The sequence below is a fragment of the Clostridium sp. Marseille-QA1073 genome (assembly GCF_054863625.1).
In genome coordinates, this window is sequence record NZ_JBSVQM010000002.1 from 251,771 (window position 1) to 277,738 (window position 25,968).

The 25,968-nt window shown below is 30.4% G+C and carries 28 protein-coding genes and 1 pseudogene; 9 read left to right on the forward strand and 20 right to left on the reverse strand.

Annotation, left to right across the window (positions count from 1 at the left end):
- Window positions 1-501: 501 nt before the first annotated feature.
- The 6 genes from ACY1IQ_RS03000 to mntA all read right to left on the reverse strand — a co-directional run bounded on the left by ACY1IQ_RS03000 (window position 502) and on the right by mntA (window position 3,550).
- Complete coding sequence (locus ACY1IQ_RS03000) at window positions 502-1,425, reverse strand: DUF5692 family protein (protein WP_461612563.1); 924 nt, start codon at window positions 1,423-1,425, stop codon at window positions 502-504.
- Window positions 1,426-1,653: 228 nt separating this feature from the next.
- Entirely contained in the window at window positions 1,654-1,812 is a 159-nt protein-coding gene (locus tag ACY1IQ_RS03005; RefSeq protein WP_461612564.1) for a hypothetical protein, read from the reverse strand.
- 287 nt (window positions 1,813-2,099) lie between these two features.
- Complete coding sequence (locus tag ACY1IQ_RS03010) at window positions 2,100-2,249, reverse strand: hypothetical protein (protein WP_461612565.1); 150 nt, start codon at window positions 2,247-2,249, stop codon at window positions 2,100-2,102.
- A gap of 67 nt (window positions 2,250-2,316) precedes the next feature.
- Window positions 2,317-2,586 (reverse strand): hypothetical protein, encoded by a 270-nt coding sequence (locus tag ACY1IQ_RS03015; RefSeq protein ID WP_461612566.1) that lies wholly within the window; start codon window positions 2,584-2,586, stop codon window positions 2,317-2,319.
- Window positions 2,587-2,742: 156 nt separating this feature from the next.
- Window positions 2,743-3,150, reverse strand: coding sequence for a type VII toxin-antitoxin system HepT family RNase toxin (hepT, locus tag ACY1IQ_RS03020; RefSeq protein WP_461612596.1), 408 nt, complete (start codon window positions 3,148-3,150; stop codon window positions 2,743-2,745).
- Window positions 3,143-3,550 (reverse strand): type VII toxin-antitoxin system MntA family adenylyltransferase antitoxin, encoded by a 408-nt coding sequence (mntA, locus tag ACY1IQ_RS03025; protein ID WP_461612567.1) that lies wholly within the window; start codon window positions 3,548-3,550, stop codon window positions 3,143-3,145. The genes hepT and mntA overlap by 8 nt, the downstream gene beginning before the upstream one ends.
- 280 nt (window positions 3,551-3,830) lie before the next feature.
- On the opposite strand from mntA, the gene ACY1IQ_RS03030 reads away from it, so the two are divergent.
- On the forward strand, window positions 3,831-5,279 hold the full coding sequence (locus tag ACY1IQ_RS03030; protein ID WP_461612568.1) for a TldD/PmbA family protein: 1,449 nt from the start codon (window positions 3,831-3,833) through the stop codon (window positions 5,277-5,279).
- A complete protein-coding gene (locus ACY1IQ_RS03035; RefSeq protein WP_461612569.1) occupies window positions 5,269-6,597 on the forward strand; it encodes a TldD/PmbA family protein in 1,329 nt (442 codons plus the stop codon). The genes ACY1IQ_RS03030 and ACY1IQ_RS03035 overlap by 11 nt, the downstream gene beginning before the upstream one ends.
- A 152-nt stretch (window positions 6,598-6,749) precedes the next feature.
- Here ACY1IQ_RS03035 and ACY1IQ_RS03040 read toward each other — a convergent pair whose 3' ends face one another.
- The 5 genes from ACY1IQ_RS03040 to ACY1IQ_RS03060 all read right to left on the reverse strand — a co-directional run bounded on the left by ACY1IQ_RS03040 (window position 6,750) and on the right by ACY1IQ_RS03060 (window position 10,314).
- Window positions 6,750-7,274, reverse strand: a complete 525-nt coding sequence (locus ACY1IQ_RS03040) for a 2-oxoacid:acceptor oxidoreductase family protein (protein ID WP_461612570.1) — start codon at window positions 7,272-7,274, stop codon at window positions 6,750-6,752.
- 1 nt (window position 7,275) lies between these two features.
- Entirely contained in the window at window positions 7,276-8,058 is a 783-nt protein-coding gene (locus ACY1IQ_RS03045; protein ID WP_461612571.1) for a 2-oxoacid:ferredoxin oxidoreductase subunit beta, read from the reverse strand.
- Complete coding sequence (locus tag ACY1IQ_RS03050) at window positions 8,058-9,182, reverse strand: 2-oxoacid:acceptor oxidoreductase subunit alpha (RefSeq protein ID WP_461612572.1); 1,125 nt, start codon at window positions 9,180-9,182, stop codon at window positions 8,058-8,060. Before ACY1IQ_RS03050 ends, ACY1IQ_RS03045 begins: the two co-directional genes overlap by 1 nt.
- Window positions 9,175-9,363 (reverse strand): indolepyruvate ferredoxin oxidoreductase subunit alpha, encoded by a 189-nt coding sequence (locus ACY1IQ_RS03055; RefSeq protein ID WP_454054858.1) that lies wholly within the window; start codon window positions 9,361-9,363, stop codon window positions 9,175-9,177. Before ACY1IQ_RS03055 ends, ACY1IQ_RS03050 begins: the two co-directional genes overlap by 8 nt.
- Before the next feature lie 321 nt (window positions 9,364-9,684).
- Window positions 9,685-10,314, reverse strand: a complete 630-nt coding sequence (locus ACY1IQ_RS03060) for a TetR/AcrR family transcriptional regulator (RefSeq protein ID WP_461612573.1) — start codon at window positions 10,312-10,314, stop codon at window positions 9,685-9,687.
- Between the two features lie 534 nt (window positions 10,315-10,848).
- Between ACY1IQ_RS03060 and ACY1IQ_RS03065 the strand changes: the two genes are divergently transcribed.
- Together ACY1IQ_RS03065 and ACY1IQ_RS03070 are read left to right on the forward strand one after the other, a co-directional pair.
- A complete protein-coding gene (locus ACY1IQ_RS03065; protein ID WP_461612574.1) occupies window positions 10,849-11,937 on the forward strand; it encodes a DUF418 domain-containing protein in 1,089 nt (362 codons plus the stop codon).
- A complete protein-coding gene (locus ACY1IQ_RS03070; RefSeq protein ID WP_461612575.1) occupies window positions 11,924-12,496 on the forward strand; it encodes a TetR/AcrR family transcriptional regulator in 573 nt (190 codons plus the stop codon). Before ACY1IQ_RS03065 ends, ACY1IQ_RS03070 begins: the two co-directional genes overlap by 14 nt.
- Window positions 12,497-12,750: 254 nt before the next feature.
- Here ACY1IQ_RS03070 and ACY1IQ_RS03075 read toward each other — a convergent pair.
- Both ACY1IQ_RS03075 and ACY1IQ_RS03080 read right to left on the reverse strand, forming a co-directional pair.
- Window positions 12,751-12,987 (reverse strand): annotated as a pseudogene (locus ACY1IQ_RS03075) (HAD family hydrolase); the annotation flags it as partial.
- A 12-nt stretch (window positions 12,988-12,999) separates the two neighbouring features.
- Complete coding sequence (locus ACY1IQ_RS03080) at window positions 13,000-13,446, reverse strand: hypothetical protein (protein ID WP_461612576.1); 447 nt, start codon at window positions 13,444-13,446, stop codon at window positions 13,000-13,002.
- Between the two features lie 433 nt (window positions 13,447-13,879).
- On the opposite strand from ACY1IQ_RS03080, the gene ACY1IQ_RS03085 reads away from it, so the two are divergent.
- The 3 genes from ACY1IQ_RS03085 to ACY1IQ_RS03095 are packed head-to-tail and all read left to right on the forward strand — an operon-like array spanning window position 13,880 to window position 16,372.
- Entirely contained in the window at window positions 13,880-14,506 is a 627-nt protein-coding gene (locus tag ACY1IQ_RS03085; RefSeq protein WP_461612577.1) for a TetR/AcrR family transcriptional regulator, read from the forward strand.
- On the forward strand, window positions 14,506-15,753 hold the full coding sequence (locus tag ACY1IQ_RS03090) for a cation:proton antiporter (RefSeq protein WP_461612578.1): 1,248 nt from the start codon (window positions 14,506-14,508) through the stop codon (window positions 15,751-15,753). The genes ACY1IQ_RS03085 and ACY1IQ_RS03090 overlap by 1 nt, the downstream gene beginning before the upstream one ends.
- On the forward strand, window positions 15,737-16,372 hold the full coding sequence (locus ACY1IQ_RS03095; RefSeq protein WP_461612579.1) for a GNAT family N-acetyltransferase: 636 nt from the start codon (window positions 15,737-15,739) through the stop codon (window positions 16,370-16,372). Before ACY1IQ_RS03090 ends, ACY1IQ_RS03095 begins: the two co-directional genes overlap by 17 nt.
- Before the next feature lie 195 nt (window positions 16,373-16,567).
- Here the strand turns inward: ACY1IQ_RS03095 and ACY1IQ_RS03100 are convergent, their stop codons facing one another.
- The 3 genes from ACY1IQ_RS03100 to ACY1IQ_RS03110 are packed head-to-tail and all read right to left on the reverse strand — an operon-like array spanning window position 16,568 to window position 18,383.
- Window positions 16,568-17,638 carry an FAD-binding protein gene (locus tag ACY1IQ_RS03100; protein ID WP_461612597.1) on the reverse strand — a complete coding sequence of 357 codons (1,071 nt, stop codon included), beginning with the start codon at window positions 17,636-17,638 and terminating at the stop codon, window positions 16,568-16,570.
- 13 nt (window positions 17,639-17,651) lie between these two features.
- Window positions 17,652-17,876, reverse strand: coding sequence for a helix-turn-helix domain-containing protein (locus tag ACY1IQ_RS03105; protein WP_461612580.1), 225 nt, complete (start codon window positions 17,874-17,876; stop codon window positions 17,652-17,654).
- A 15-nt stretch (window positions 17,877-17,891) separates the two neighbouring features.
- Window positions 17,892-18,383 (reverse strand): DUF2975 domain-containing protein, encoded by a 492-nt coding sequence (locus tag ACY1IQ_RS03110; protein WP_461612581.1) that lies wholly within the window; start codon window positions 18,381-18,383, stop codon window positions 17,892-17,894.
- A gap of 452 nt (window positions 18,384-18,835) precedes the next feature.
- Here ACY1IQ_RS03110 and ACY1IQ_RS03115 point away from each other — a divergent pair, with 452 nt between their 5' ends.
- Window positions 18,836-19,633 (forward strand): 4Fe-4S binding protein, encoded by a 798-nt coding sequence (locus tag ACY1IQ_RS03115; protein ID WP_461612582.1) that lies wholly within the window; start codon window positions 18,836-18,838, stop codon window positions 19,631-19,633.
- Window positions 19,634-19,714: 81 nt separating this feature from the next.
- Here the strand turns inward: ACY1IQ_RS03115 and ACY1IQ_RS03120 are convergent, their stop codons facing one another.
- The 4 genes from ACY1IQ_RS03120 to ACY1IQ_RS03135 all read right to left on the reverse strand — a co-directional run bounded on the left by ACY1IQ_RS03120 (window position 19,715) and on the right by ACY1IQ_RS03135 (window position 24,681).
- Entirely contained in the window at window positions 19,715-20,287 is a 573-nt protein-coding gene (locus ACY1IQ_RS03120; RefSeq protein WP_461612583.1) for a TetR/AcrR family transcriptional regulator, read from the reverse strand.
- Between the two features lie 641 nt (window positions 20,288-20,928).
- On the reverse strand, window positions 20,929-22,059 hold the full coding sequence (locus ACY1IQ_RS03125; RefSeq protein WP_461612584.1) for a zinc-dependent alcohol dehydrogenase: 1,131 nt from the start codon (window positions 22,057-22,059) through the stop codon (window positions 20,929-20,931).
- Window positions 22,060-22,778: 719 nt separating this feature from the next.
- Window positions 22,779-23,621, reverse strand: coding sequence for a nucleotidyltransferase domain-containing protein (locus ACY1IQ_RS03130; protein ID WP_461612585.1), 843 nt, complete (start codon window positions 23,619-23,621; stop codon window positions 22,779-22,781).
- Between the two features lie 103 nt (window positions 23,622-23,724).
- Window positions 23,725-24,681: an aminoglycoside phosphotransferase family protein gene (locus tag ACY1IQ_RS03135; RefSeq protein WP_461612586.1), complete on the reverse strand. Its 957-nt coding sequence runs from the start codon at window positions 24,679-24,681 to the stop codon at window positions 23,725-23,727.
- 676 nt (window positions 24,682-25,357) lie between these two features.
- On the opposite strand from ACY1IQ_RS03135, the gene ACY1IQ_RS03140 reads away from it, so the two are divergent.
- A complete protein-coding gene (locus ACY1IQ_RS03140) occupies window positions 25,358-25,852 on the forward strand; it encodes a hypothetical protein (RefSeq protein WP_461612587.1) in 495 nt (164 codons plus the stop codon).
- Window positions 25,853-25,968 lie beyond the last annotated feature (116 nt).

The window sequence follows — 25,968 nt, forward strand, 5'->3', positions numbered from 1 at the left end:
CTATTTGTAGTGAAAATTAGTTTTAATCAAACTAATTTCTTTAAATATTTTTTTATTAGCAATACAATTGTTAGTTTTCCACCTCTAGGGAACAGTTTAATCTATAAAGAATTGAGAATGAACAATGTACAATTTATGAATATTATTTAGTTTTTCTGGAGAACACTGTTCTCCCCTACAATTAGTAAATTCTAAATTTCTCAGTCTCTGCTAAGAAATGTCCACAATTCTTCATCCTTCATTATTAATTCTTAATTAATAAGATGTGGATTGTGAATTGAAGTCCCCAAGGTGTAGTTATATTAGTTGTAATCTTAAATATTTCAATTCACATCCTAATTTTAACAAACTATTCAATGTTAATAAATAGAGATAGCTTCAAAATAGATTTTATGGGTATTATCATCCTTTAGTTTTAAAAAAATTTATAAAGAGGGTGCTAATTTTGCACCCTCTAAATTATTTAAATTTATTAAAATTTTTATATATTAATTATTAAAATTATTCCACTATATCTTTAGCCATAACTACTTTGTATTCTTTTAAATCTGTATATATTTCATCTTTAAAGGGATTTCTCTTATATTTTATTATCCTTCCAAAATGATATATAAATACTCCAATATTAGCTGCAAGAGCTAATCCACTAACTACCCATAATGCAGCCTCATTATGTGATGAATACACAGCAAATTTAGAGGTATCTGCAAATGTTGGGAAGGTTAAAGAGAACATTGTCCAAAGTGCTAAGGTTTGAGCACGATGCTGTAACCAAGCACCTTTCTTTATAAAGAATGCTGGAATTGTACATGATAATAATAATATTGCACCTGCATAAAAGGAATGATCAGCAATACAGTTATAAACATAAGCAAAATTCCAAAGATCATAAGCAATTATCCAAAACCAAAGTTGATCTGGCCAAATCATATCTTTACTCTTATCCTTTGACACATAAATTCCAACCCAGCCTGAAATAGTAATAATATTTAAAATACCTGCTATTCCATTCATAATATTCCAAGGTCCGCCAGAGATAAATATATTATCTACAATACCATTAAAATTATAACATTGAAATTCACGAAAAACTGCTTCTAAAATATTAATTGAAAGGATAAGCGGTGGAAATGCCAACATCCATTTCTTAGTATCTAAATTTTTAATATATCTTAGTGCCATAAAACCAAGTACTCCTGCTAATGCAGAATAGGTTTTCACCCATGGAAACCAATAACCTACTGTTGTTCCTTTGCCTGCTGTTTTAGGCCACACAGCAATAGTCATTACAATAGGTAATACAAAATACATTAATATAGCAAGCCATTTACTTCTTCTTGTTATTTCATTAATAAATATTAGACCTGCTAATACTACAAGTCCTACTAATGCAGAATACCATGGTATATTTTCGAATAAAAACATATTCTCTCCCTCACAATTCTTAAAATTTAAAGACCTAAAACTGTATTTCTACATTATCCATAGTATATAATTTACAATAATATCTATAATGTGCTTCTCTATTAATATTGCTTCATATGTTTTTTGTCATACCTCAATTAAATATTAACATATATTCAATATTTTTTAAACAATTTATGTAATTTATTACATTTTATACATTTCATTAATTTCCTATATAATTAATAGCTATCTAACTTTAGGAATTTTTATAGTTGAAACTACTTCCTTATCTTTTCCACTTTCAACGATAAATTTTCCATTATAAGTTTCTACAATGTTTTTAACAATAATTGTTCCAAAACCATAATCTTGATTTATATGATTTTTAAAATTATTTATGTTCATCCACTATTCATTACTTTCTTGATAATCTACATCATAACCCTCTGTATTCATTAACTTTTTCTTCTTTTTTATTTTTTAATATCTCCTTTAAATGTATACTATAAATTACATTCTGCTTTTCCTAATATTACTTACAGAATCATCAGAAGTTCTATTGCTTTTTTTATTAATTGTCTAATATTTTCTTAAAAGCACATAATCTGCGCTTCCTCAATTTATATAAGAATAATTATATTCTTCTTACAGAGTTTACGCAGATTATTTTCACTTTTAAGTATTTTATTAAATTATTTTGTATTTACACTAATATACTCAATATTAGGTGTTCCATTTTTCCCACTATAACTAAAAATATATTCACTAGTTAAATCTTCTGAAGTAATCTCAACCTTATATTGTGGTATTCCTTCTGGACGAATAAGTTTAGTACTTAACACAAAATTCTCAGGAGTTTTTTCACATTCATATATCTTTTTATTAGGAACAAGGTTATTATCTTTAAATTCAAGAGACCATATTAAAATGGTCTAATTTAAAATTTTCACTAATGGTAATCGACTTTAATTGATTACTGCTAGGATTATTAACAATCAATAAAATTGTATCCTCTGGTGCATCTTTTCCAAGGATTTCAAAAGGTGATGATGAATTAGCTGTGTTAGGTTTTGAGTTAATTTCTCTATTATCTTTACAACCTACTAATATAATACTACTAAAAATGGTAGACACTATAAGGACTATAATAAACAAATAACTTTTCCATTTATAAATCACCTTAAATACCTCCATTAATGAATTTAGGAACTTATGAAAATTTATTATTTCTTAATTGTTCCATATAAAATAATTGTTTCATACTTTAAACTCTTTATTCTTTACTCTTCTAAAATATAAGATTTCTATATTACCTAGACGGAACATTATCCTTCATTATATAAATTTATTTACAGCTGCAACAAACTCTTCAAAATCCCCTAAGTGATTTTCTATAACTTTTTCTAGAACTTCTAAATTTAATTTCTGATAATTATGAACAGCAATATTTCTAAATCCAATCATACCTTTAATTTTATTTAATAGGCTATCATTGATAATTCCATTAACATTTAAAACCTCAAAAGCATCTCTGCTATTTTGAGGAATACCCAATTTTTTCTTAGATACTATATGCATAGATATATCAATACATGCTTCTACAGCTCTTTGAATATTTAGTATTATTGAGTCTTGTTTTGTATAGTCTTTTAAATTTTCTGGATTATTATCATATACTTCTTTAATTCTTATTAGACATCTTTCAATTATACTAATTTTATTATATAGCACATCATTAACCATAAATTTTCCCATCCTTCTTTATAGCATCTAATACTACTTGTCTTTCCTCATTAAGCTTTGCATAATCCTTAAAAGCTCTAATTTCATATTCAATCCTTTTATTTTCTTCTATTGAATAAATTATTTCTCTAGTCCCAACTATTTGAGCACTAAAAACCGTACTTATATTTTTTAAATTAATTAGTTGAACATCTCTTTTTACAATAAAGCTAAGTTCATTAGCCAATGTAAATAGTTCATATTCATCAATCTTACCATCTACATGTATTGCTACATCTATATCACTATCTTCTCTTCCTTCACCTTTAGCAAAAGAGCCAAATAAATAAATAAAATTAGGCTGTAGTTTTTCAACTAAAAACTCTACAATTTTATTCACATCTTCATTTTTTAAAAACATAAAAATTCACCTCTTTAACCTCATTAAAATTTAATTAACTCTTTTAATAAAATAATTTAATTATAGATGAAGCTACTAAAATCAACATCTCTTATGTACTATTAATTATACCCAAATGAAAAGATTTAAACAACTACAACAGTTAGTTCATAACTTTTTCACTTCTCCATTCTTATATCCTACTTCACTCCTCTAAAAATAGTTAAAAGGATATTTAAGTATTTTATGGAATATACATACATATATTTATTTGGAATTTGTTAATTTAGGAGGGATATTTTTGAAAGAACTGATTAAAAAAGTATTGGATTTTCTAAAATCTAATGGTGCTAGTTACTCAGACATACGTATTGTGGATAGAACTAAGGAATATATTTCAACTGAAAATCTTAAAGTTAATAACTTAGAAAACTCTAGAAGTAAGGGAATAGGAATTCGGGTTATATATGATGGTTCTCTTGGATTTGCTAGTTCTCAAAATATAGATGATATAAAGGAAGTGGCAGAAAAAGCTTTAAGGATTGCTAAAGCTAGTAGAACTATTCAAAAAGAAAAGATAAATCTCAGTTCTAAAGATGTTGTTGTAGACCACTACTCTACCCCTATAAAAATTGACCCTTTCACAATATCAAAAAAAGAAAAAATAGATTTATTGACTAAAGCAGAAGAAGCTATGAGAAGCAGCGGAAATCTATTTAAGACCAACGGCTATATGCAATTTCAAAAAGAAGAGAAAATATTTGCTGATACTGAAGGCAGCTATATAACCCAAACTCTTTATGAATCTGGTGCTGGTATAGAAGCGATAGCTGCTAACGACCATGATAGACAAATTCGAAGTTATCCTACTTCTTTTGGTGGAAATCATGGCACAGCTGGATACGAGTTTGTAACTTCCTTAAATCTTGTTGAAAATGGAGACCTTATAGGTAAAGAAGCTCTAATGCTGCTTGATGCTGAAGAATGCCCTAGCGGAGTTTATGATTTGATAATAGACAGCTCTCAAATGGTACTACAAATTCATGAAAGTGTTGGACATCCTTTAGAGCTTGATAGAATTTTTGGTTCTGAAGCAGCCTATGCCGGAATGAGTTTTGTTACTACTGACAAAAGAGAAAATTCTTTTAAGTATGGCTCAGAGCATGTAACCATAGTAGCTGATGGTACATTAGAACAAGGCCTTGGCACTTTTGGTTATGATGATGATGGTGTAAAAGCACAAAAAACAGTATTAATAGATAAAGGAATATTAAAAAATTTCCTTACTTCAAGAGATACCGCATATAAAATTAGCGAAAATTCTAATGGAACTAATAGAGCTGATGGATGGAATAACCTACCTATTGTTAGAATGACTAATATAAGCCTTATGCCTGGAGAATATGAATTTGATGAACTTTTATCTGGAATAGATTATGGATTTTATTTATCCACTAATAGCAGTTGGAGTATAGATGATAAAAGAATTAATTTTCAATTTGGAACTGAAATAGCTTATGAAATTAAAAATGGTAAATTAACAGGAAAAATATTTAAAAATCCTATATATACAGGTATTACTCCTGAATTCTGGGGCAGTTGTGATGGAGTATGTAATGAGAAGTATTGGAAACTTTATGGTGTACCTAATTGCGGAAAAGGCCAACCAGGTCAAGTTGCCCATGTAGGTCATGGTTCATCTCCTGCTAGATTTAGAAATGTAAAGGTAGGTGTGAAAGATGTTAAATAAATTAGAAATCTATAATCTAATAGATAAGGTCTTATCAGAAGGAAAATATTTTACTTCTGTTTCTCTGAAATATATGGAGAATGCCCTAACTCGCTTTGCTAATTCTGAAATTCATCAAAATGTATATTCTAAGGATTGTGAAATAGACATATCCGTATTTCGCGACAAAAAGATGTCTAAACTCTCTACTAATGTTTTAGATGAAACTTCACTCCTAAAAACTTTAAAAGAAGCAGAAGAAAATCTAGAATTTCTTCCACAAGGAGATTATAAATATACCCATGTTGATAGCCCTAAATTTTTAGAGTATGAAGACCCATATATCCATAGCTCAAGTAATCTAGATATTGAAGATAGAGCTACTATATTAGAAAAATGTCTTAACTCTCTCCCTGTAGATTATTTAGCTGCAGGTGCACTTTCAAGAACTGTTACTATTTTAGCTTTTGGAAACTCTAATAAAATTAAAAGATTCACCTCAAGAAACTCCCAAGATTTCAATGTAGTAGTAATGCATAAAGATGGAGCTTCTGGTTATGGAGAAATTACTGCTAATAACCCTAAGGATTTTTTAGTTGAGGGAACCTTCAAAAAGGCTTATGAGAAGGCTGTTCTTGGACTTAATCCTGTATCCTTAGAACCTGGTACCTATGATGTTATTCTTGAGCCACTAGCGGTTTCTGAATATGTATCAATGTCATCTTATATTGGAGTAACAGCAGATAGTATTAAAGATGGAGTATCTTTTTTAGAAGGTAAAAAAGGAGAAAAAGTTTTTGATCCTAAAATAACTATAAAAGATGACTGGAAAAACAAAGATAGCTTTCACCTTCCTTTTGATTTCGAAGGCTATGAAAGAAAATGTATAACTATATTTGAAAATGGAGTATTTAAAAATATAATTAGCGATAGCAAAAATGCTAATCTATTAAATGAAGAAAATACAGGTCACTCTTTAGGTTATGGTTCTGGCTCAGTTCCTCTACATCTAGTTATGGATGGTGGAGATAAAACTCTAGCAGAAATTATTAAATCTACTAAAAGAGCTCTTTTAATAACTAGATTCCACTATATGAATATAGTAAATCCTAGAGAATCTTTACTTACTGGTTTAACTCGTGATGGAGTATTTTTAGTTGAAGATGGTGAGATTAAGTGTGCTGTTAAAGATATGAGGTTTACTGAGTCCATATTAAATGCCTTCAATAATGTAGAAGAAATAAGCTCAGATAGAGAAAAAATAAACTTCTTCCTTGGTCCTATAATAATTCCAGCAATGAAAATAAAAAATTTTCATTTTACTGGCAAAACAGAATAATAAATCTTCCCATAGCGATATATACGCTATGGGAAAGTTTATTTATTCTAATATATTTTATAAATAAATCTTATATTAAATTTATTCTTTCAATAATAAATATATATTTTTTAAATTCTATTATTTAAACCTAGCAATAATATTCAATAAATCTAAGCACTTACCATATTTATGCCTGCTTGAAAAGCAAGTAAATTTTTATCTATGCTACTTTTAGGTACATTTTCACAAATAGCTTGCCTAACTGCTTCATAGCTTACAATTTTAGTAGTTTCAGCTAAAATACCTAAGCATAACATATTTATAGATTGAGAATTTTTTAAAATTTCTTCAGAATATTTTACTATATCATATTTTCTATACTTTTTATTTCCTTCTAATTGAAGATTTTCATCAACGATGATAATAGCATCTTCTTTAGAGCATTGCAAAAATTTATCCAAACCATTTTGACTTAAAGCAAATAATATATCTGCATTGCTTACTCTTGGATAATAAATCTCCTCATTAGATATTATCACATCAGATCTACAGTATCCTCCTCTAGATTCTGGTCCATAATTTTGGATTTGCACAACATGTTTTCTCTCCAGCACCGCTGCCTCTGCTAATATAACCGCAAACTTTACTATGCCTTGACCTCCTAAGCCTGTAAGAATTATCTCTTTTCTGTCCATGCTAAAACACCTCTTTAAAACTTTTTAAGTATTCTTCTACATATTCTGGTTCTCTTACATTCTTTAAAATGCCTATTTTAAATTTACTGTCTTCCCTTTCGGAGGCTTTTTGCTTTAGAAGCTTAACCATGTCTGAAGGCTTTCCTATTTTATTTCTTCTACCATATTGCACTGGACAAGGAGTTAAAGCTTCAACTAGAGAAAATCCCTTATTATCAAAAGCTTGCTTTATAATATTTACTAAATGTTTATAGTGTGCTACAGTGCTTCTTGCAATATAACTTCCTCCTGCTGCATCGCAAAGCTTGCAAAGATCAAAACTTCTTGATATATTTCCCTCTTCTGTAGTGGTGGTTCTTGCATCAATAGGAGTGGTAGGAGAACATTGTCCCCCAGTCATTCCGTATATATTGTTATTAAATACTATTACGTTTAAATCTATATTTCTTCTGCAAGCATGTATAAGATGATTACCCCCTATAGCGGCACAATCACCATCTCCTGTTATTACTATTACTTTAAGCTCTGGGTTAGCTAGCTTTATACCTGTAGCATATGGTATAGCTCTTCCATGTAAAGTATGAATGGTGTCAAAATTCATATATTGTGCCGCTCTGGAAGAACAACCTATACCTGAAACAATGCATAGCTTATCCCTCTCTATATTTAAATAATCTATAGCTTCTATCATGGCACTTAAAACTATTCCATTACCACAGCCAGCACACCAAATATGAGGAAGACGGTGTTTTCTTAAATATTCATTCATTAACTGTTCCTTCATTACACATCCACTTCCCTTATGCTATTAATTATTTCTTCTGGCTCAAATATCTCACCACAATATTTATTTATTCCTATAACCTCACATCTTCTACCTACTATTCGTTGTATCTCATAAATCAATTGTCCTGCATTCAGTTCAGGAACATAAATTTTTTCAATAGCATTTTTATTTACTATATCTAAAAGTTCTTTATCTGGGAAAGGCCCTAAAGTATAAGGTATAAAGAGTCCTGTATTTTTTATCCTGTTACTTTGGACTAAATCTATACATAATCTTGATACAGATCCAAAGGAAACTATAAGATTTTTACAGTTTTCAGTGTTTACTCTATCAAACAGTACAATATCATCTCTATTCTTATCTATTTTAGACAATATTCTAGTTAATAGTTGCTCCGCCACTTCTGTAGAGTTTGATGGATATCCATATTCATCATGATTAAGTCCAGTTACATGAAATCTATATCCTTCCCCTAAGTCTGCCATAGAAGGAACCAAATCTTCCGTATTCTCATAAGCCTTAAAAGTTTCCTTTTTAGATGGTTTCTTTCTACTAACTATTTCTACTATATCCTCTAGCTGAACGCTTTCTCTCATATGAGCTATAATCTCATCTAATAAAAGTATTACAGGCACCCTATATTTTTCTGAGTAATTGAAAGCTTTAATGGTTAGAGTGTATATATTAGAAACACTGGTAGGTGCTATGACTATAACAGGGTGATCTCCATGAGTCCCCCATCTGCTTTGCATAACATCTCCTTGAGAAACAGAGGTAGGCAATCCTGTACTTGGACCTCCTCTCATAACATTTACTATCACACAAGGAATTTCTGCCATAGAAGCATAGCCTATAACCTCCTGCTTAAGTGAAAATCCTGGTCCGCTGGTAGCAGTCATAGCTTTTACTCCTGTAAGAGAGGCTCCTACCACAGCAGCCATGCTTGCTATTTCATCCTCCATCTGTATAAACTTTCCTTGAACCTGAGGAAGCTTTAAGGATGAAAGTTCTGATATCTCACTAGCAGGGCTTATAGGATATCCTGCATAGAACTTCATACCTGCCTTTATTGCTCCCTTTACACAGGCCTCACTACCCTGCATCAATACAAAATTACTCATCCTTATCCCTCCTTAAATGAATGGCAAAGTCAGGGCAAATATTTTCGCAAATACCACATTTTATACAATGCTCTTCCTGTGCGATTTCTGCCTTTCCTAAAGATTTTATTAAAACTTTTTTAGGACAAAAGTCTACACAAAGACCACACCCCTTGCAAAAGCTTTCATTTATATATAACATCAAACAATCCCCCTAAGCTTACATAAATTATTTATTAACCTTATAATAGATAAAATAGTCAAATTTAGTTTTGAATCTATCCTCCATTCACCTATGAGCTCACCCTTGAACTTAGAATGTGCTATGTTAACTATGGACATCCAATATGAAAATTTAAAATATACTCTGGAAAATATCTTTTCTAAAAATTTGAAGTAATTACTGCTTTTTTCTTAAGCGATGAGTACCTCAAAATTAATAAAATATAAAATAAAATCTGTCAGGTAAATTTGTAACGTAAGCTTCAGAAGCTTATTGTTTGTATTTCATTTCAGTAAGCACTTATACATTACCTTTTACGGCTTTACTAACAATACTTACAAGTTCATTACTGTATGTTTGCAGGTCAACTTTTTTTGTTATAGTATTGCCTACCATATATTGTTCAATTGCTCCTTGAATCATGTTCGCTATGACGTCTATATTAAATGTTCCAAATTCTCCGTTTTCCTGACCTTTTCGCAGTATCTCTCGAAGTAAATTTACAGCTGGCTCTTCTTCATAATCACCAGCAAATTTATAATAAGGAACATCGTTGAGTGTTCTTGCATTAAAAATAATTTCTATCAACGCAATAGTATGTGTCGGATTTGTATACTGATAAGTTAAGCTGGCCTCTATAAATTCCTTTAATTTCTCTTGCGACGTACTCTTTTTCTCTACTCGCTCTGAAATATATGAATTTGCTCTTTCAATAAGCTGTACTAGTAAATGATTCATCAAATCATTTTTGTCTGAAAAGTGGTAAGAAATCAACGCTGTACTGATTCTTGCCCTTTCAGCAATTTGAGAGAGACTAGCTTTTACATATCCAATTTCATCAAGAGTTTTTATAGCTGCCTCAGTAATTTGTGCACGTCTCGCTTCTGCTATAAATGATTGTTTATTTTCAGTTTTATTTTCATGTTTCATTAATATATCACCTCTTTAGATTAAAAACTTAAACAGCAATGAAATCCTCACACCATAGAGAATACTTCATCGATTAATATAATTTTAAAATTTATAACACTTTATTTAATTATTCTTTTTACTGGTTCTAAGCATTTTCTGATTAACTAGTCAAATATTTGATTGATTAATCAAATATTATCATAGAGAAAGATAGCTGTCAATAGATTAAATATTAATAATAAATATATTTTTTCGCTAAAATTCATCACGTACTTTTTCTTCTCCATAAAGCTCAAGATATAAAAAAAAGCGTGTTTATAGACAAATTTGCCTATAGATACTGGATCTCGCTAATAGTTTCAAAAAATTGATGATATCCCAATATAAAGTTTCAGTTTTATAAGTCATTAATTAATGTTTGTAAAACATTTTAATTCCTTATCAACTAAAAAATTACAAAAACATATTGCCAAAATAATATGTAAATGTTATATTTTATTTACCTATCGTTAAGTAACTTTTTTAAAAATATTAATGTAAAGGAGATTAAGAATGAAAAGATTAGAAGGTTTAGATTTTGCAAGGTCCCTAGCCATATTAGGGATGATGCTTGTCAATTATAGTTTAGTCTTTAACGCAGGAGAACCTGAGTGGCTTGCCCAAGCATTTACTCTATTTGAAGGAAGAGCTGCTGCTGTTTTTCTGACACTAGCAGGCATAGGTATTAGCCTCATGACACGTAAGGGTCGTACAACAGGAGATAAGAGCATTCAGCATAAAGAGCGTGTCACAATCGCCAAACGTTCAATTTTTCTATGGATCATTGGTCTAATTTTATTTACAGTTTTTGAGTGGAGTGCTGATATTTTGCATTACTATGGAGCTTATATGCTTCTAATGTTGCCAATTTTGTACTGGGAACCTAAAAACATCAAAAAATTAATGATAGTGGTGTTGCTTGTTACTAATTATTTACAAATAGTATTTAATTATACTGCTGGCTGGCAATCAGACTTCATGGCCTATACGGATTTTTGGACCTTGTCAGGCTTTTTTAGAAATCTTTTCTTTAATGGCTTTCACCCAATTTTTCCATGGTTTACTTTCATGCTCCTTGGCTTTGTCATAGGACAGCTGGATTTGACCAGCCATTCACTCAGAAAGCAGCTTTTAGCATACGGATTCACCACAGCTATAATCACTGAGTTGGTTTCTATGTCCTTAATCACCTTGACAGGTGGTACTGAGTTAAGTATCTATTTATTTGGTACAAAACCTATGCCACCAAGCCTTTTTTATATCTTTGCTGCGTCAGGCTGGGCAATTTGTTGGATTACTCTCTGTCTATCATTAATTGACAGATTCCAAAAAAGCCGTTGGATTCAGGTTATGGTTAAGACGGGGCAAATGGCTCTTACCCATTACATTTTCCATAGTGCCTTTGTGCTATCCCTTATGTTCTTTTTAGGGCTAATTACTCAACAAAGTTCGGTATTTGTGTTATTATTATCATTAATAGTTTATGGCGTCATGATGTGTTTTTCTGTGCTATGGCGTTTTAAATTCCAGAGAGGTCCCTTTGAGACTCTTATGAGATTAATATCAGATACTAGGGAGGATAAAACATATGTCAACTTATGAACAAATTTTAGAAGCTGCCTTTAAAGAATTCGCAGAGCTAGGCTATGAAAAAGCCTCATTGAGTCTTATTGCCAACAAAGTTGGTATTTCAAAACCTGCTCTTTATCATTACTTTACGTCTAAGGACGCTTTATTTGAAACTCTTTATGATGCGATAATTTCGGAAATCATTAACGGCTTTCATATTGATCTAGAGAGCTGGACAATGGAGACGTACGTTGAGAATTTGACGGAGGTCGGCTTAGGTGACATTTGCTACTTAAAAGAGCATCCTCAATTAGGGAGTATTTTAAAACAATATCATCTTTTATCCATGCGTCAAGAAGGATTAAAACAAAAGACTCAGTATTTAGAAGAAAAAACCTTCGCCTATCATCAGCGTCTAATTAATCGTGGAGTAGTCTTAGGTTTTTTCAAAAAGGAAGAAGCCAAATTCATTGCTGAGGTATTTAATTCTCAATTAGCAGGCATTTCTTGGGGGATTATAGTAAGACCAACAGGTTCTTACGAATTATCATGGCAAATTTTTATGAGCAAATTGTTAAATCATAAAAAATAAGGCTCCCTTTGGGTACTAGTGTTACAAGAAGTAAAATATACTTGTTGACAAGTATATGATGTATAATTAGCTTTTATATTTTATTTTCAAAAAATAAAATGCAGAAGTTGCTCATAAGCCTATAACTTCTGCATTGATTAGTAAATTGCTTTAATTTATATACTATAACTATAAAAGCATTAAATAATAAGCTATATTTGTATTTCTTAATGTACTAATTCTATCTCCCATAATTCTTTATGATCTAAATAATTTTATAACTTCAATAATTCATTTAATGACCTAATTATAGGATATTTACTTTTAAGATCTTCTGTATCATACCTATCAATTAGTATTGGAATCATACCAAACTCCTCAGCAGCTACAAGGTTTGATTCACTATCATCAACAAATATTGCTTCCTGTGGCTTTATTCTTAATTTTTCAATGGCTATTTTAAATAAGGTCTTTTCAGCTTTATATGAACCATATATAGAGGACATTATAAAAGTTGAAAAATACTATTTTAGATTTTTGTTATTAAATACTCTTTCTAATGATGGCCAAGTATCTGAAACTACTCCCAATAAGTACGTTTCTTTTAGCTTAATTAATGCTGGTTCTACGTCATCGAAGAATAAAAATTTCTCATCATTATAAACATTATCTTGTGCTAATGGTTCTATAATTTCATTACTAATATTCGGATAATCAATTTCTTTTAGTACAATTTTATAAAACTCTTTAAACATAGAGAACTCATCTTCTTCAGTTTCTACTAATAGTATTTTATTAATATGATCAAAGGCTTTTCCCATTGCTTCATCTAATTTTTCCTCTGTACAAGTAAAATTTGAATTGTCGATAATATTAAAAAAATTAGGCGTAATAAACCAATGCCCTGTTCTAGGTACATTTAAGGTACGGCCTGAATCAAATATAATTGCTTTAACACCCTTCATTTCCATTATAAATTCCCCCATAAATTTAATCATAAACATAAGTACATATGAATTTATAGCTTTTCATCGATTTTACTCTTTTCATATGTATTAGTTTATTTCTCAACTGCATTATTTTACTAAAGCCCAATTTAAAATAAATAATAAGCCATTCCACATACTCCTCCAAATCAAATATATAAGAAAAAATGTAATATCTCAATTTGATATTTCCATGTTCTGAAAAAGGGATTAATTCTTAATTTTAAGGAATTAATCTACTTTTATAGAAAATCTATTTTCCATAGTGTATTTTAAATCCTCACACTATATCCCTATATCAACGTACATATAGAATTCACGGTAAAACTTTGCATTTCATTTATTGACCAGTTAGTCTGTTTTTGTTATAATATAAAACAAACCACATGGTCAATTTTTATTTTAAAGGAGGAAAATAATGAAGCAAGAAGAAAAAAATCAAATTAGTAAAGAAAAAATATTAAATGCTGCTATTGTAGAATTTGGAACAAAAAGCTATGAAAATGCTTCACTTAATAATATATGCAGCAATAATAATATTTCAAAAGGACTAATCTATCATTATTTTAAAAATAAAGATGAATTGTTTCTTAGTTGTGTAAAAGCTTGTTTTGATACACTTGTCGATTATCTAAATAAAGAGGACTTTAACCAAAATGATTTTCAAGATAACATGGAAAAATATCTTAATTTACGGTATCGCTTTTTTCAGGAAAATTCTTATTACAGCCAAATATTCTTTAACATCTTATTACAACCACCTATACATTTGAAAGAACAAATCAAAGATTTGAGAAGTGATTTTGATGCACTGAATATCAGTCAATATCGAATGGCTTTATGCAATGTAACACTGAGAGAGGGTATTAGCGAGGAAGAAGCAATTGAATACTTTTTTATTTTTCAAGAAATGTTTAATGGATATTTTCAAAGTAAAGCCTATGAAAGCTCTGATTTTAATTCCCTAATTGAAGCACACGAAGTCAACCTTCGCAAGATACTTAACATTATGCTCTATGGCATTGCAAAGGAGGAATCAAAATAATGATACTATTGTTATTAAGACTTTTATTAGCAATTATAATTGCTTTTCTTGTGGGTAAGCTTGTTTCAAAAATTAAACTGCCTGCTATTTTAGGTTGGCTACTTACAGGTATGATACTCGGTCCACACGCATTGGCACTTGTAAATGACGCAGTTTTGAATGCACAATGGTATCAAACTGTTGTACATATTTTGGAATGTGCTGTTGGCCTTTTAATTGGCACAGAGCTTGTTTGGAAGAAAATAAAAAAGTCAGGCAAGCAGATTATTGTAACGACCTTAACTCAATCATTAGGTACATTTTTTGTTGTATCCTTGGTATTTGGTATCGTGTTTTATGTTACAGGGGTACCACTATATCTTGCGGTCATCTTTGGCAGCATTGCCCTTGCAACCGCACCTGCACCTGCGCTATCCATTGTGCAGGAATTTAACACAGACGGTCCAGTAACTAAGACCTTAATTCCCATGGCGGCACTTGATGATATGGTAGGAGTTATTGTGTTCTTTTCGACTATTTCCATTGTTTCTGCTAATATCTCAGAGCAAAAGTTACCTGCTTATATGATTTTATTTGTTGTATTATTACCTATTGTTATCGGTATTGTGACAGGACTTATAGCAGGATTTGTGCTAAAAAAAGAACGCTCACCATTAATGACAGTATTACTTTTAATTGCAACAATACTTGTAGCATCAGGAGTAGGATTTATATTCAACAATTTGATTTTGCCAAATCCTGTGCTTAACTTTATGCTCATAGGTATGGCTTTTTCAGCAACTTTTTCCAATATGATTTCGGAGGAGCGATTAAATCAAATAATGCATTCCTTTAATCCTATTCTTGGAGTTTCTATGATTGTAGTGATTCTAAATCTTGGTACCCCACTGGACTACCATCTAATTTTCGGAGCAGGCTTATTTACTGCAGTTTATATTATTGCAAGGGCTGTTGGAAAATACGGTGGTGCATTCTTTGGTGCAACCATTACCCATTCACCGGAGATCGTAAAGAAATACTTAGGACTTACCTTACTCCCTCATTCTGGTGTATCTCTTGTGTTTACAGGAATTGCGGTATCTGTTTTAACTGTTCCAGCTCCAGAATGTGCAAAAATTATACAAGGTACAATTGCGGCAGCGGCAGTTATCAACGAAGTTATTGCGGTGATTGCCTCTAAAAAGGCTTTTGAATGGGCAGGAGAATTCAATAAAAAAGTGGAGGTAAGCAATGAATGTAATATATAGAGAAATTAAAAAAAGTGATTATGGTGCAATTGAAACCATTATAAATAATAGCTTTGGACTTTATAAGTATATTAACGACCCAAAAGTCTTGAAAAGCCTTTTGAAAATGTACCTGCAAAGCTGCCTTGCAGAAAAAACATTTAGTTGTATTGCAGAAAAAGATGGAAAAGTCGTAGGTGTAATATTAGGTCAGGCAAAAAGCGATTATAAATATTTGTCGCACTTAAATCATATTTTTGCTATGAAATTTCATTCAGTAGTGATGACTTTAAAATCTACTTTATACAAATGTAGCACCAATGACTACAAAAAAGTCCATGAGATTTATCATAAGCTTATTTCAGGTAAAGAAAAAGAATTTGACGGTGTACTTACCCTTTTTGCCATCACACAAGATTGCAGAGGTTTAGGTGTTGGTAAAAAGTTACTATTCAATTTTTTTGAGTATTTGAAAAAGAAAAACTCAACACACATTTACTTGTATACTGATTCCTCTTGCAACTATGGCTTTTATGATAGCCAAGGCTTTGTGCGACTAGGTGAGGAAACTGTGCAAATCACAAGGGAAAGTAAAGCAAGTACACTTGACGTATTTTTATATGACTACACATTAAAATAATTAAAAGGACACTAGGCCAAAACTATTGGCTACTGTCCCTTTTTTATTTACAATGCTACTTTATATAGATTTCACTGTTCAGCTGGCAAGAATGAGATTTGTCCTCCCTTGAAAAAAGATTCAAATATCAGTTTCTGCATTTTCTGTGAATGTATCTACAGCTGTCCTTATCTGCACTTAATTCATCTTTACACTTTAAGGTTCTTCCGAAATAATATCAATACTTTGGAATCTGCTTTTCAATACTAGCTTACGTAAAAAAGAATTGTACATAAAGGGACATTTAAATAGTTTCAAAAATATTTTTAAATGAATATTAAGAGTTTTTAATTTATATTTTTTGTTTACATTTTTACTATGAGCATTTAGAACTTCACTCAAAGCTCGTGCACTGTTGATAGCTGAACTGATTCCCTCTAGTGAACTTGGACTAATAAAGCCTGCAGATTCCCCAATCAAAAAAGCGTTGTCCTTACCGCAGCAAAAATCATGAAATGCTGACGGTCGCAGTACCATACAGGCCTCGGTTTTTATAGGCTCTCCAAATCGGAATCCAATTTTCTCAAGCTTTTTTTTCTGATTTTCAAATCGTTGTCGGGAATTATCCATAGGAAATGCGCCACCAAAAATAAACTGATTGTCCTTGGATATGGACCAAGAGCAGCAATCGGTATTCTCCAAGTCGAAAATACAAGAATAAAACGGGTTGGTATGTGTTTCAGGAAACCATTGTTGGATTGACATGTAAGTTCGTATTTTCTTTTTGGGATAAAGTGTTCGACGTACCAAAGAATTGGCACCATCTGCCCCCACTAGATATTTGGCTATAATCACCCGTTCCATACCATTTTCATGAAAAGTTACTCTATAAGCTTCTGATACTTTTTCAACAGCAGAACAACGAGAATTATTGTGAATTTCAACATGATTCGGAATAAGTGATTTTAGCCATAAATCAAATTTATGACGATCAAGGTTGATATAAAACCTCTGATAATGACGAATGAGATCATTTTTTAAATCTATGGTTTTAACAGCAAAAATCTGGGGATCTACCATAACATCTTTTGGAATGGTCATGTCTAACTTTGCCAATGCTTTCTGCGCGTCGGAAGAAAGCAATCCGCCACAGGGTTTCTGAAATCCATTCTTGTTAGAGTCTTTTTTATCGATGGCAATAATTTTATATTTTCTTGAAAGCAGTCGTGCCAGTATGGAGCCAGAAGGCCCAAGCCCAATAATTGCAATATCATATTTCATAATCATCATTTTTTCCTCTTTATTTTTCATTCTCTAAAGCATTATCTTCTCTATATTCTAAAATGTCTCCAGGTTGACATTGGAGTATTTTGCACAAAGCATCAAGAGTGGTAAAACGAAAAGCTTTCGCTCTCTGATTTTTAAAGTTCGATACATTTGCCATTGTCATTCCTAATTGTTCTGATAACTCCGTTAAAGATATTTTACGTTTTGCCATCATAACATCCAAGTTAACTATAATCATATTTGATTCCTCCCTTTAGAATGTCAAATCATTTTCTTCTTTGATTTCAGCAGCTCTTTTAAATATATTAGACATTACCAAACATAAGAATCCGATTGTCACTGCAAGAAAAACTACAATTATCAAAGGTATTATAGTTACTGCATATAGATAAAAATCAAATACTATATATAAAAATAAGTTACTCAGAATGTAGATAATAGCTTCCGCAAATGCACAAATAGCAATTACTTGAAACTCTTTCGATATAATTGGTGAAAATGAATTTTCACCTGTAAGCAATCTACAAATTTTTTTCAACTTAAATAAAGCTATCACATAAGGAACTGCACACAGATAAATACACACTGTCAATATCCACTTTATATTTGGAGCTGATAGTTTCATAGTTGAACTCTTTAAAAATGCTGTCAACACAAGTGGAGTGCCTATAAGAGCAAGAATTGTTAAAATAATTCCTACAATAACTAATCCATTCAATATTTTTGAACTTGTTCTTTCTTGCATAAAAATTACCTCTCTTTGAAATAGTTTTTCTTCATTATTTACACCCTAATTATATATTATATTTTTAACTATTACAATAATTATTTATCGTTATTCTTTATATTTTTATCGTTTTAGTTATCTTTCTCCTTTTATTTAGGTATTAGAATGATGTACTATAACACAAACTTCCCATTTGTAATCTCCATAGTCTTTTGCTTAATCAATTTGTAGTTATTAATAACACCTATACTTATCGCTGAAAATAAATGTATCCTTGAACTCCTGAACATGAGCTATCAAATATAAATATCTTCTTATAATTATTTACATAGAGTACAATATATGTTATATTAAAAATAATAGACCAGTCGGTATATTATTTGATACTTTAATTAACTTCTGTAGTTAGTGAATGTGTGTACTATTGCTTTTCTAAAACATTATTTAAGTAAGAAAGGGAAGATGCTTTTATGATAAATATTCAAAATGAAAATTATATAAAAAGAAAATTTACTAAGTTTATAGAAAACGATCCTCGAAATGTACTTCATGATTATAACAATATGAAAATTTATGATGCTCCTCTTATTGGTATTGCTTCAGCTAATGACCCATACTTTGAAGAATTTCGCAAGCCAAATATTGTTGGAGCGAAATTTATTTTGCCCAATGAATGGTTACCAGGAGCAAATTCAATAATCTCTTTCTTTTTGCCTCTTACAAAAGAATTGAGAGATACTAATCGAAATGTCGGCCTCCCCTCTGAAGAATGGGTTTCGGAAAGGATTGACGGTCAGGTTTTCATTGACGCTGCACATATTTTTCTTGTTGAACTATTAAAAAGATTGGATGCGGAGGCTGTAGCACCAAGTATAGATGCACGTTTCCAAGTTGAGAACAGGATATCCAACTGGTCTGAACGTCATATTGCTTTTGCAGCAGGGCTTGGTACCTTTGGACTACATCGAGCACTTATCACAGCCAAAGGAACGGCAGGTCAAATTGGCAGTGTAATAACCACACTTTCACTGACACCAACACTACGTCCTTATAGTCGATATGATGAATACTGTCCTTTTCTCACAAGTGGAAAATGTGGAGCATGCATGCGAAGGTGTCCACCAGTTTCAATCAGTGAAAAAGGTAAGGATAATCAACTTTGCAATGAGTATATCGATAGAGAGATACTGCCTAGATTCTTTCCACGGTATGGTTGTGGCAAATGTAATATAAATGTACCCTGCGAAAATAAAATTCCAATAATTTAAAGACATTTTACATCTCAACAAATAAATAGCAATATTTAAAAAGCCGCCTATTCAGACGGCTTTCCTGCTCTATACAAGAAATTAAATATATTTATCAATCATTTTTAAGTCTCTTAGAAGTTTTTCTAATTCATTGATGTCTTTACTCATTCTATAAAACAATAAATATCCCTCATACATAGCAAAAGCACGTTCTGCAATTATTGCTGCTTTATCTTCAGATATGCCAGATCTTTTAAGAACATCAACAAATATACCTACTTGATTTTTGATTGTAGTATAATATCTTTCTGCAATGTCTGGCTCTAAAAAAGAAACTTCCATACCTAATACAGCATTTGGACAACCATAGCTATTTTGTTGCTTTGCTTTTTCTATCTCATCACCTACAATTTTTTCAACAAATGATTCCCATGTTCTTCCTTCTGCAGCTTTCGAAATCTCATTTACTTTAATTCTATTATAGTACTCAGCAACCTCCATAGCTAAGTCTTTCTTACTGGCAAAATAAAAATAGAAGGATCCTTTTGATAAACCTGCACTATTTAAAATATCATTTATACCAGTTGCATTATATCCTTTTTCCAAGAATAATTTGGCTGCACATTCAATTAAATTTTCCTTAGACTTTTCTCCTTTAGTATTTTCACTCATAAAAGATTCCTCCAGTCTTATTTATTTTATCCTAATAATTTATTAACATTACTTAAAATAAAAGCTCACTTATCAAGCATTCATATGCTTAAATTTTGATTACATCTCATAAATATTTATTTCTATAAAATAAACATATCAGTCTATTTTTAGATTGTAACATATCTATTAGCCATGTCAAGAAGTTAAATAACCACTTCTTTTAATAAAAGGAGATCTTTTTTACTACACTATTCGCTAAAGCTTTTCAAAACTTACTAGTATAGCATGTAGTTTTAAATATACAAAAAAATTTTTCATATTTTACAATAGTGTAACCATCCCCACATATAGCATCTATGACAACATATCTGCTGGCTATAATTTTAAGATAGAATTATGAACTTTTTCTTAAGTATTAGAGCAGTTAATCTCTTTTAGTATAAATTTATAAAGCTTTTAAACATAAAAAAAGGGCACATATTTGTATGCCCTTATTTTTATACCAAATTATTAACAGTAAAAATTAACTGAAAGGTCTATGAATGTTACATTGTTTTACTTCTAATTTTATTGTTATAATATCCATGATAATTCCTTAAATCTTTATCTTGTATTATAAATTTTTCCTATAAACATAACATATCATATTATTCTCTTTCCTATGGCTTTAGAATTACTTTTATACACTCATCATCTTTTTCATCAAAAATTTTATATCCATATTCAGCTTTATCTAGTGATAATCTATGAGTTATAATATCCTTTGCATCAAATTTATTTTCTTTTATAAGCTTTAATATAGGGTCAACATAGGAGTGAACTGGACACTGTCCCATCTTAAGCGTAATATTTCTTGAGAAAAAGTCCCCAAGAGGAAAAGCATTATACCTTGCTCCATAAACTCCTACTAATGATACAGTTCCGCCTTTTCTTACTGCTTGAGTAGCTATTTCAATTGCGGACTTTGAACCACCCTGCAGTTTTAAAAGCGTTTCTACTTTTTCAACCATAGTCATTTTACCATCCATACCAACACAATCAACTACAACATCAGCACCACCATTGGTTATCTCTTTAATACACTCACCTACATTATCATGGTCTTTTAGGTTAACTGTCTCTACTCCGTTAAATTTGCCTGCATGTTTAAGTCTATAATCTACATGGTCTACAGCTATTATCCTTTTAGCTCCCATATAAGCTGCCCATTTTTGTGATAGAAGTCCTACAGGACCACAGCCTAATATTACAACAGTATCTCCATGTTTAACATTACCATTTTCAACTCCCCAATATGAGGTAGGAAGTATATCTGTTAAAAATAAAACATCTTCATCTGTAAGCTCTTCTGGCACAATCACAGGTCCTACATTTGCATATGGTACTCTTAAGAATTCTGCTTGACCTCCATTATATCCACCTAAAGTATTGCTATATCCAAATACAGCTCCAACTTCTCCATTAGAGTTTGAATTATCACATTGGCTCCATAAGTCATGTTCACAATACCAGCAGTGACCACAAGATATAGGGAAAGGTACTATTACCCTGTCACCTTTTTTCAACTTAGTTACTCCTTTTCCTACTTCCTCTACAATCCCCATAGTTTCATGCCCCAAAACATAATCTTTAGGAGTATTTGGTATCATCCCATGTAATAAATGCAAATCAGAACCACAAATTGCTGTTGATGTAACCTTCACTATTATATCGTCTTCTTTCTCAATAGTGGGATCTTTTACGCTTTTGACTTTAACGTCCTTTATACCTTGATATGTTAATGCTTTCATTACAAACCTCCTCAAATATACTTTATTTTATCTTTCCCCAAAATTTTTAAAATAACATTTGAGAGATTTATATATTAATGTTCTATAAAATCTAATTAAGATCAATGGTAAAATGGGTTACTCTAATTTAGATTAACTTTATGAAGAAGTTACATGTATTTTCTTGTGTCTACTTAAAAAATGCAAACAAAAGTGTTCTATTGCTTCATTTTCCACTCTTCTATCAGTCAATGTCCTGCCTTTTCTAAAACATGCATTCTTTCCATATTAAACGATCGTAGAAAAACTCCATCATTCTATTTCTAAAATATCGAACAAATAAAAAAAGGATGGTACTTACCATCATCCATATTATAATTATATTTTATAAAAATATGGATATATCCATATTATCATTTTATTATTTATTGAATTTATTTCCAATACCACAACACAAAAACCTGCCACTAAAGAGCAGGTTTAAATAATATAATTTTACACCAACCAAGCTGTCATAGTAATGATACGAACCTTAGATTCTATTTTTTTACATCCCTGATTTTTGACATATTTCTCCTTAGTGGTGATAATTCAGTTATTATTTACAACAATAATACAATTATTAGTAAATAAATTCTCTCATTCTTAATATCCTACGAAATCATCTCATAGCAATATATTTATAACTTCCACATGATTAGTATCAAATCTCTGTCAATTCTATTTTTGATAAGACTCCGTTATCCTTTTCTATTTATACTCTCAGTTTTGAAAACAAGATCTTGGAGTATTTTTACTGCTTCCTTTATTTTCTCTCTATCTGAAGAAACCAATGTAACAATCTTGTCAATTGTTTTTTTGTAATCTTTTGGTTTAATACTAAAATTATCAATCATAGCTACAGCCTTTTTTTCATTGATGCAGTATTCTGCGTTTTTAGCAAATAAGACTTGATTTAAACAAGAAATGGTACGAAAACAGCATCCAGATACATATGAAATATCGTCTCTATCTGAATTATCATTAGCAAACTTTAGAGAAAAATTTGCTTCAAACATAAAATATTTTATTATCGCATCCTGTAATTTTTTAGGATATGGTATAGTTTTTGTCTTTAATTCTGCAATTCGATTTGTTGGATCAGCTAATATTTTACATATGGCTACTTCACCCATGTACATCATATTTAAATAAGCATGAGGATGACCAGCGTGGTAATGGGCTGAAACATTTCCTAACAAGCACTCATCTATAACCTGTGAAACTCTTTTTATATCTCGGAATATTAAATCTACATGATATCCTTGAATCACAAGCCAACCGCCACCATTAACCCATGGTCCCCAACCACCTAAATGTGTAATGAGATTTTCTCTATGATAATCATCAATTTCAGTAGCAATTTTATCAACTTCTTTCACATCAAACCCCAAAGATTCATCATAATAAATACCAATATCAATATCAGAAGTTGGTCTGTGCGTACCTCTTGCTCGTGATCCTCCAAGAACTATCCCTTCAACACCATTTATATGGATTAATTTCTCCTTTATAGAATCTAATACTTGTTCTATAGTATTCATAAGTTAACTCACCTCATAAAATAATATAGTATAAAAAATATTATACTCCCTTTTATTATTTTTTTATATTATTTATTCATAAATTGTAATAAATTATATTTTATTATATAGTTTTCAAAAACTTAATATCTTCTAATTCTCTTTTTAAATAACTAAAGTTCTGCATCATACTATGTTCATTCTGATTATCAAATAAGAATTGCTCAATAAATTCCCAAATATCTTCTAATTTGCGTTTTATTTTATAAAACTCTAAAGCTTTTTCGTTAATTTCAAAATTTTTATGGTATTTACAATAGATATCTATAAATAGATTATAATAAGGCTTATCTATTAAAAACATTAAGTCAGCTTCTGGAGGGGCTATCTTTAATCCTTCCCAATCAATTAAAACTAAATCTTCATTGCTTTGCATTAAATTCCAATAATGAAGATCTGTATGACACAGTACCATTTTCATACTCTCCCCTTTTAAAGATACTGATAAATTTTCTAGAGTATCAATTAAATAATTAATAAATTTTATATAAATATTTATTAACTCTTTTACTTCCTTAGGAAGAGTGCTATTTTCTCTTTTTAATTCCTCTCGAAGATTAGATAAAAAGGGAATGTCAAAATTTTCTTTTATGCCTTCTGTATTAAGAGGTATTTCATCATTGTAACAGTGTAGTACAGAAACAATTTCTGAAAACTCATAGATTTGCTTTTTTGATAATTCCTTATTTCCAATGGTTTCTCCATGAATATATTCATAAAGTAAGTATATTCCTTCATGGTCTTCACATTTAAATTTTCCCTCCTTAGTCAATAAAGGAACAGAAATTTTCTCTCTTAAATCCGTATTATCATTAAGCCAAATAGTAATAGGAATGTACTTCTCAATAAGTGCTGTTAATTTAGAAGTAGAAGCTCTACTCTTCTCATAAACCTTTAGAAAGTAGTTATTCACTCCATCTGCAACTTTATATGCTAGTGCTGACCATCCTCCTATTTGCTTAGTAATACTAATACAACTTATTCCATATTGATTTTTTATTATATCCTTAATCTTATTCATAGCTCCTCCTATACTAATATTTATTTCATTAAAGACTAATTTTTAGTTTAAAGAAAATATCTTAGCAAGCAAAACTAGCATGTAATATACCATTTAATCATATACTGAACCATCTTAAATGTGAATAAAAATCTATAAGCAAGTTTAAAATTTCTTATCTTTACAAAAAATAGTTAATAACTAGGTTTTAACTATGTGTAAAATTCAATGAATAGATGGACATGATGTTTCTAGAAAACATATGATAATTTCTGTAATTCTTTGTATTACATTACAAATCAACTACTTAAGAACATTGCATTTTTGGTAATTCAACATACATATTTCATTATATATTCTTTTTTATAACAATGTTAATAGAACTGTAAAAGTTATTATTTTTTATCTCTAATTAAAAATTGATATATTCATGTTATGTTATAAATTATTTCTGTTCTCTACTACTTTTTAATTAAATATTTTTATAATATGATTTTTGTTATTTGTTCTGCACTTAGTTCAGATTTTTAAACCTTAAGATACAACTAAATAAATATGCAAATTCTCTTTAGTTCTGCATATTTACTAACTCTCTAAAAAGAAAGATTATTGAAGTTTTTTATGTGAAGTAGTAACATAAATTCCTAATAATCAATAATATGTTATATAGAAGTTAAAATAGGAGTGGAAGAGTAAAATGAAAAATTTCAAATCCTTTCATGGCACTATTATCATGATTGATGATTTTTGGATAACTCCAAGTGGAGAAGGGTTAGGATGTTATAAATTAATGTCTGTAGAAGACGAACTCGGAACTTTAATAAATTTCGTCGTATCACCATCTACTTACTTTGTAGATCATGTAATGGTGGCAGCAGGAGATATGGTAACTGGATTTTATGATGCAAATGCACCTGTTCCCCTAATTTTTCCACCACAGCTTCGAGCAATTGTTATGGCAAAAGATACAGAATACCAAAATGTGAAAGTAGATTATTTTAACAGTGAGTTAGTAAGTAGTGATAACCAACTAAAATTAAATATTGACCAACATACTCCGATAGTATTGGAAAATGATCAAAGATTTACTAGAAACCCTGCAAACCGAAACCTAATTGTTGTATATGGTGCTACCACAAAGAGTATCCCAGCTCAAACATCACCATATAAAGTTATTGTTATGTGCTTATAGTTTTAAAGAAGAAACTATTTCTCTTTTATTTTATAAATTTACTTATTTTTTTCATATTTAGCTTTTGCCATTTTTGAAAGGAATTAGTTCAGGCTGTAAAGAAATTCTCTAATATC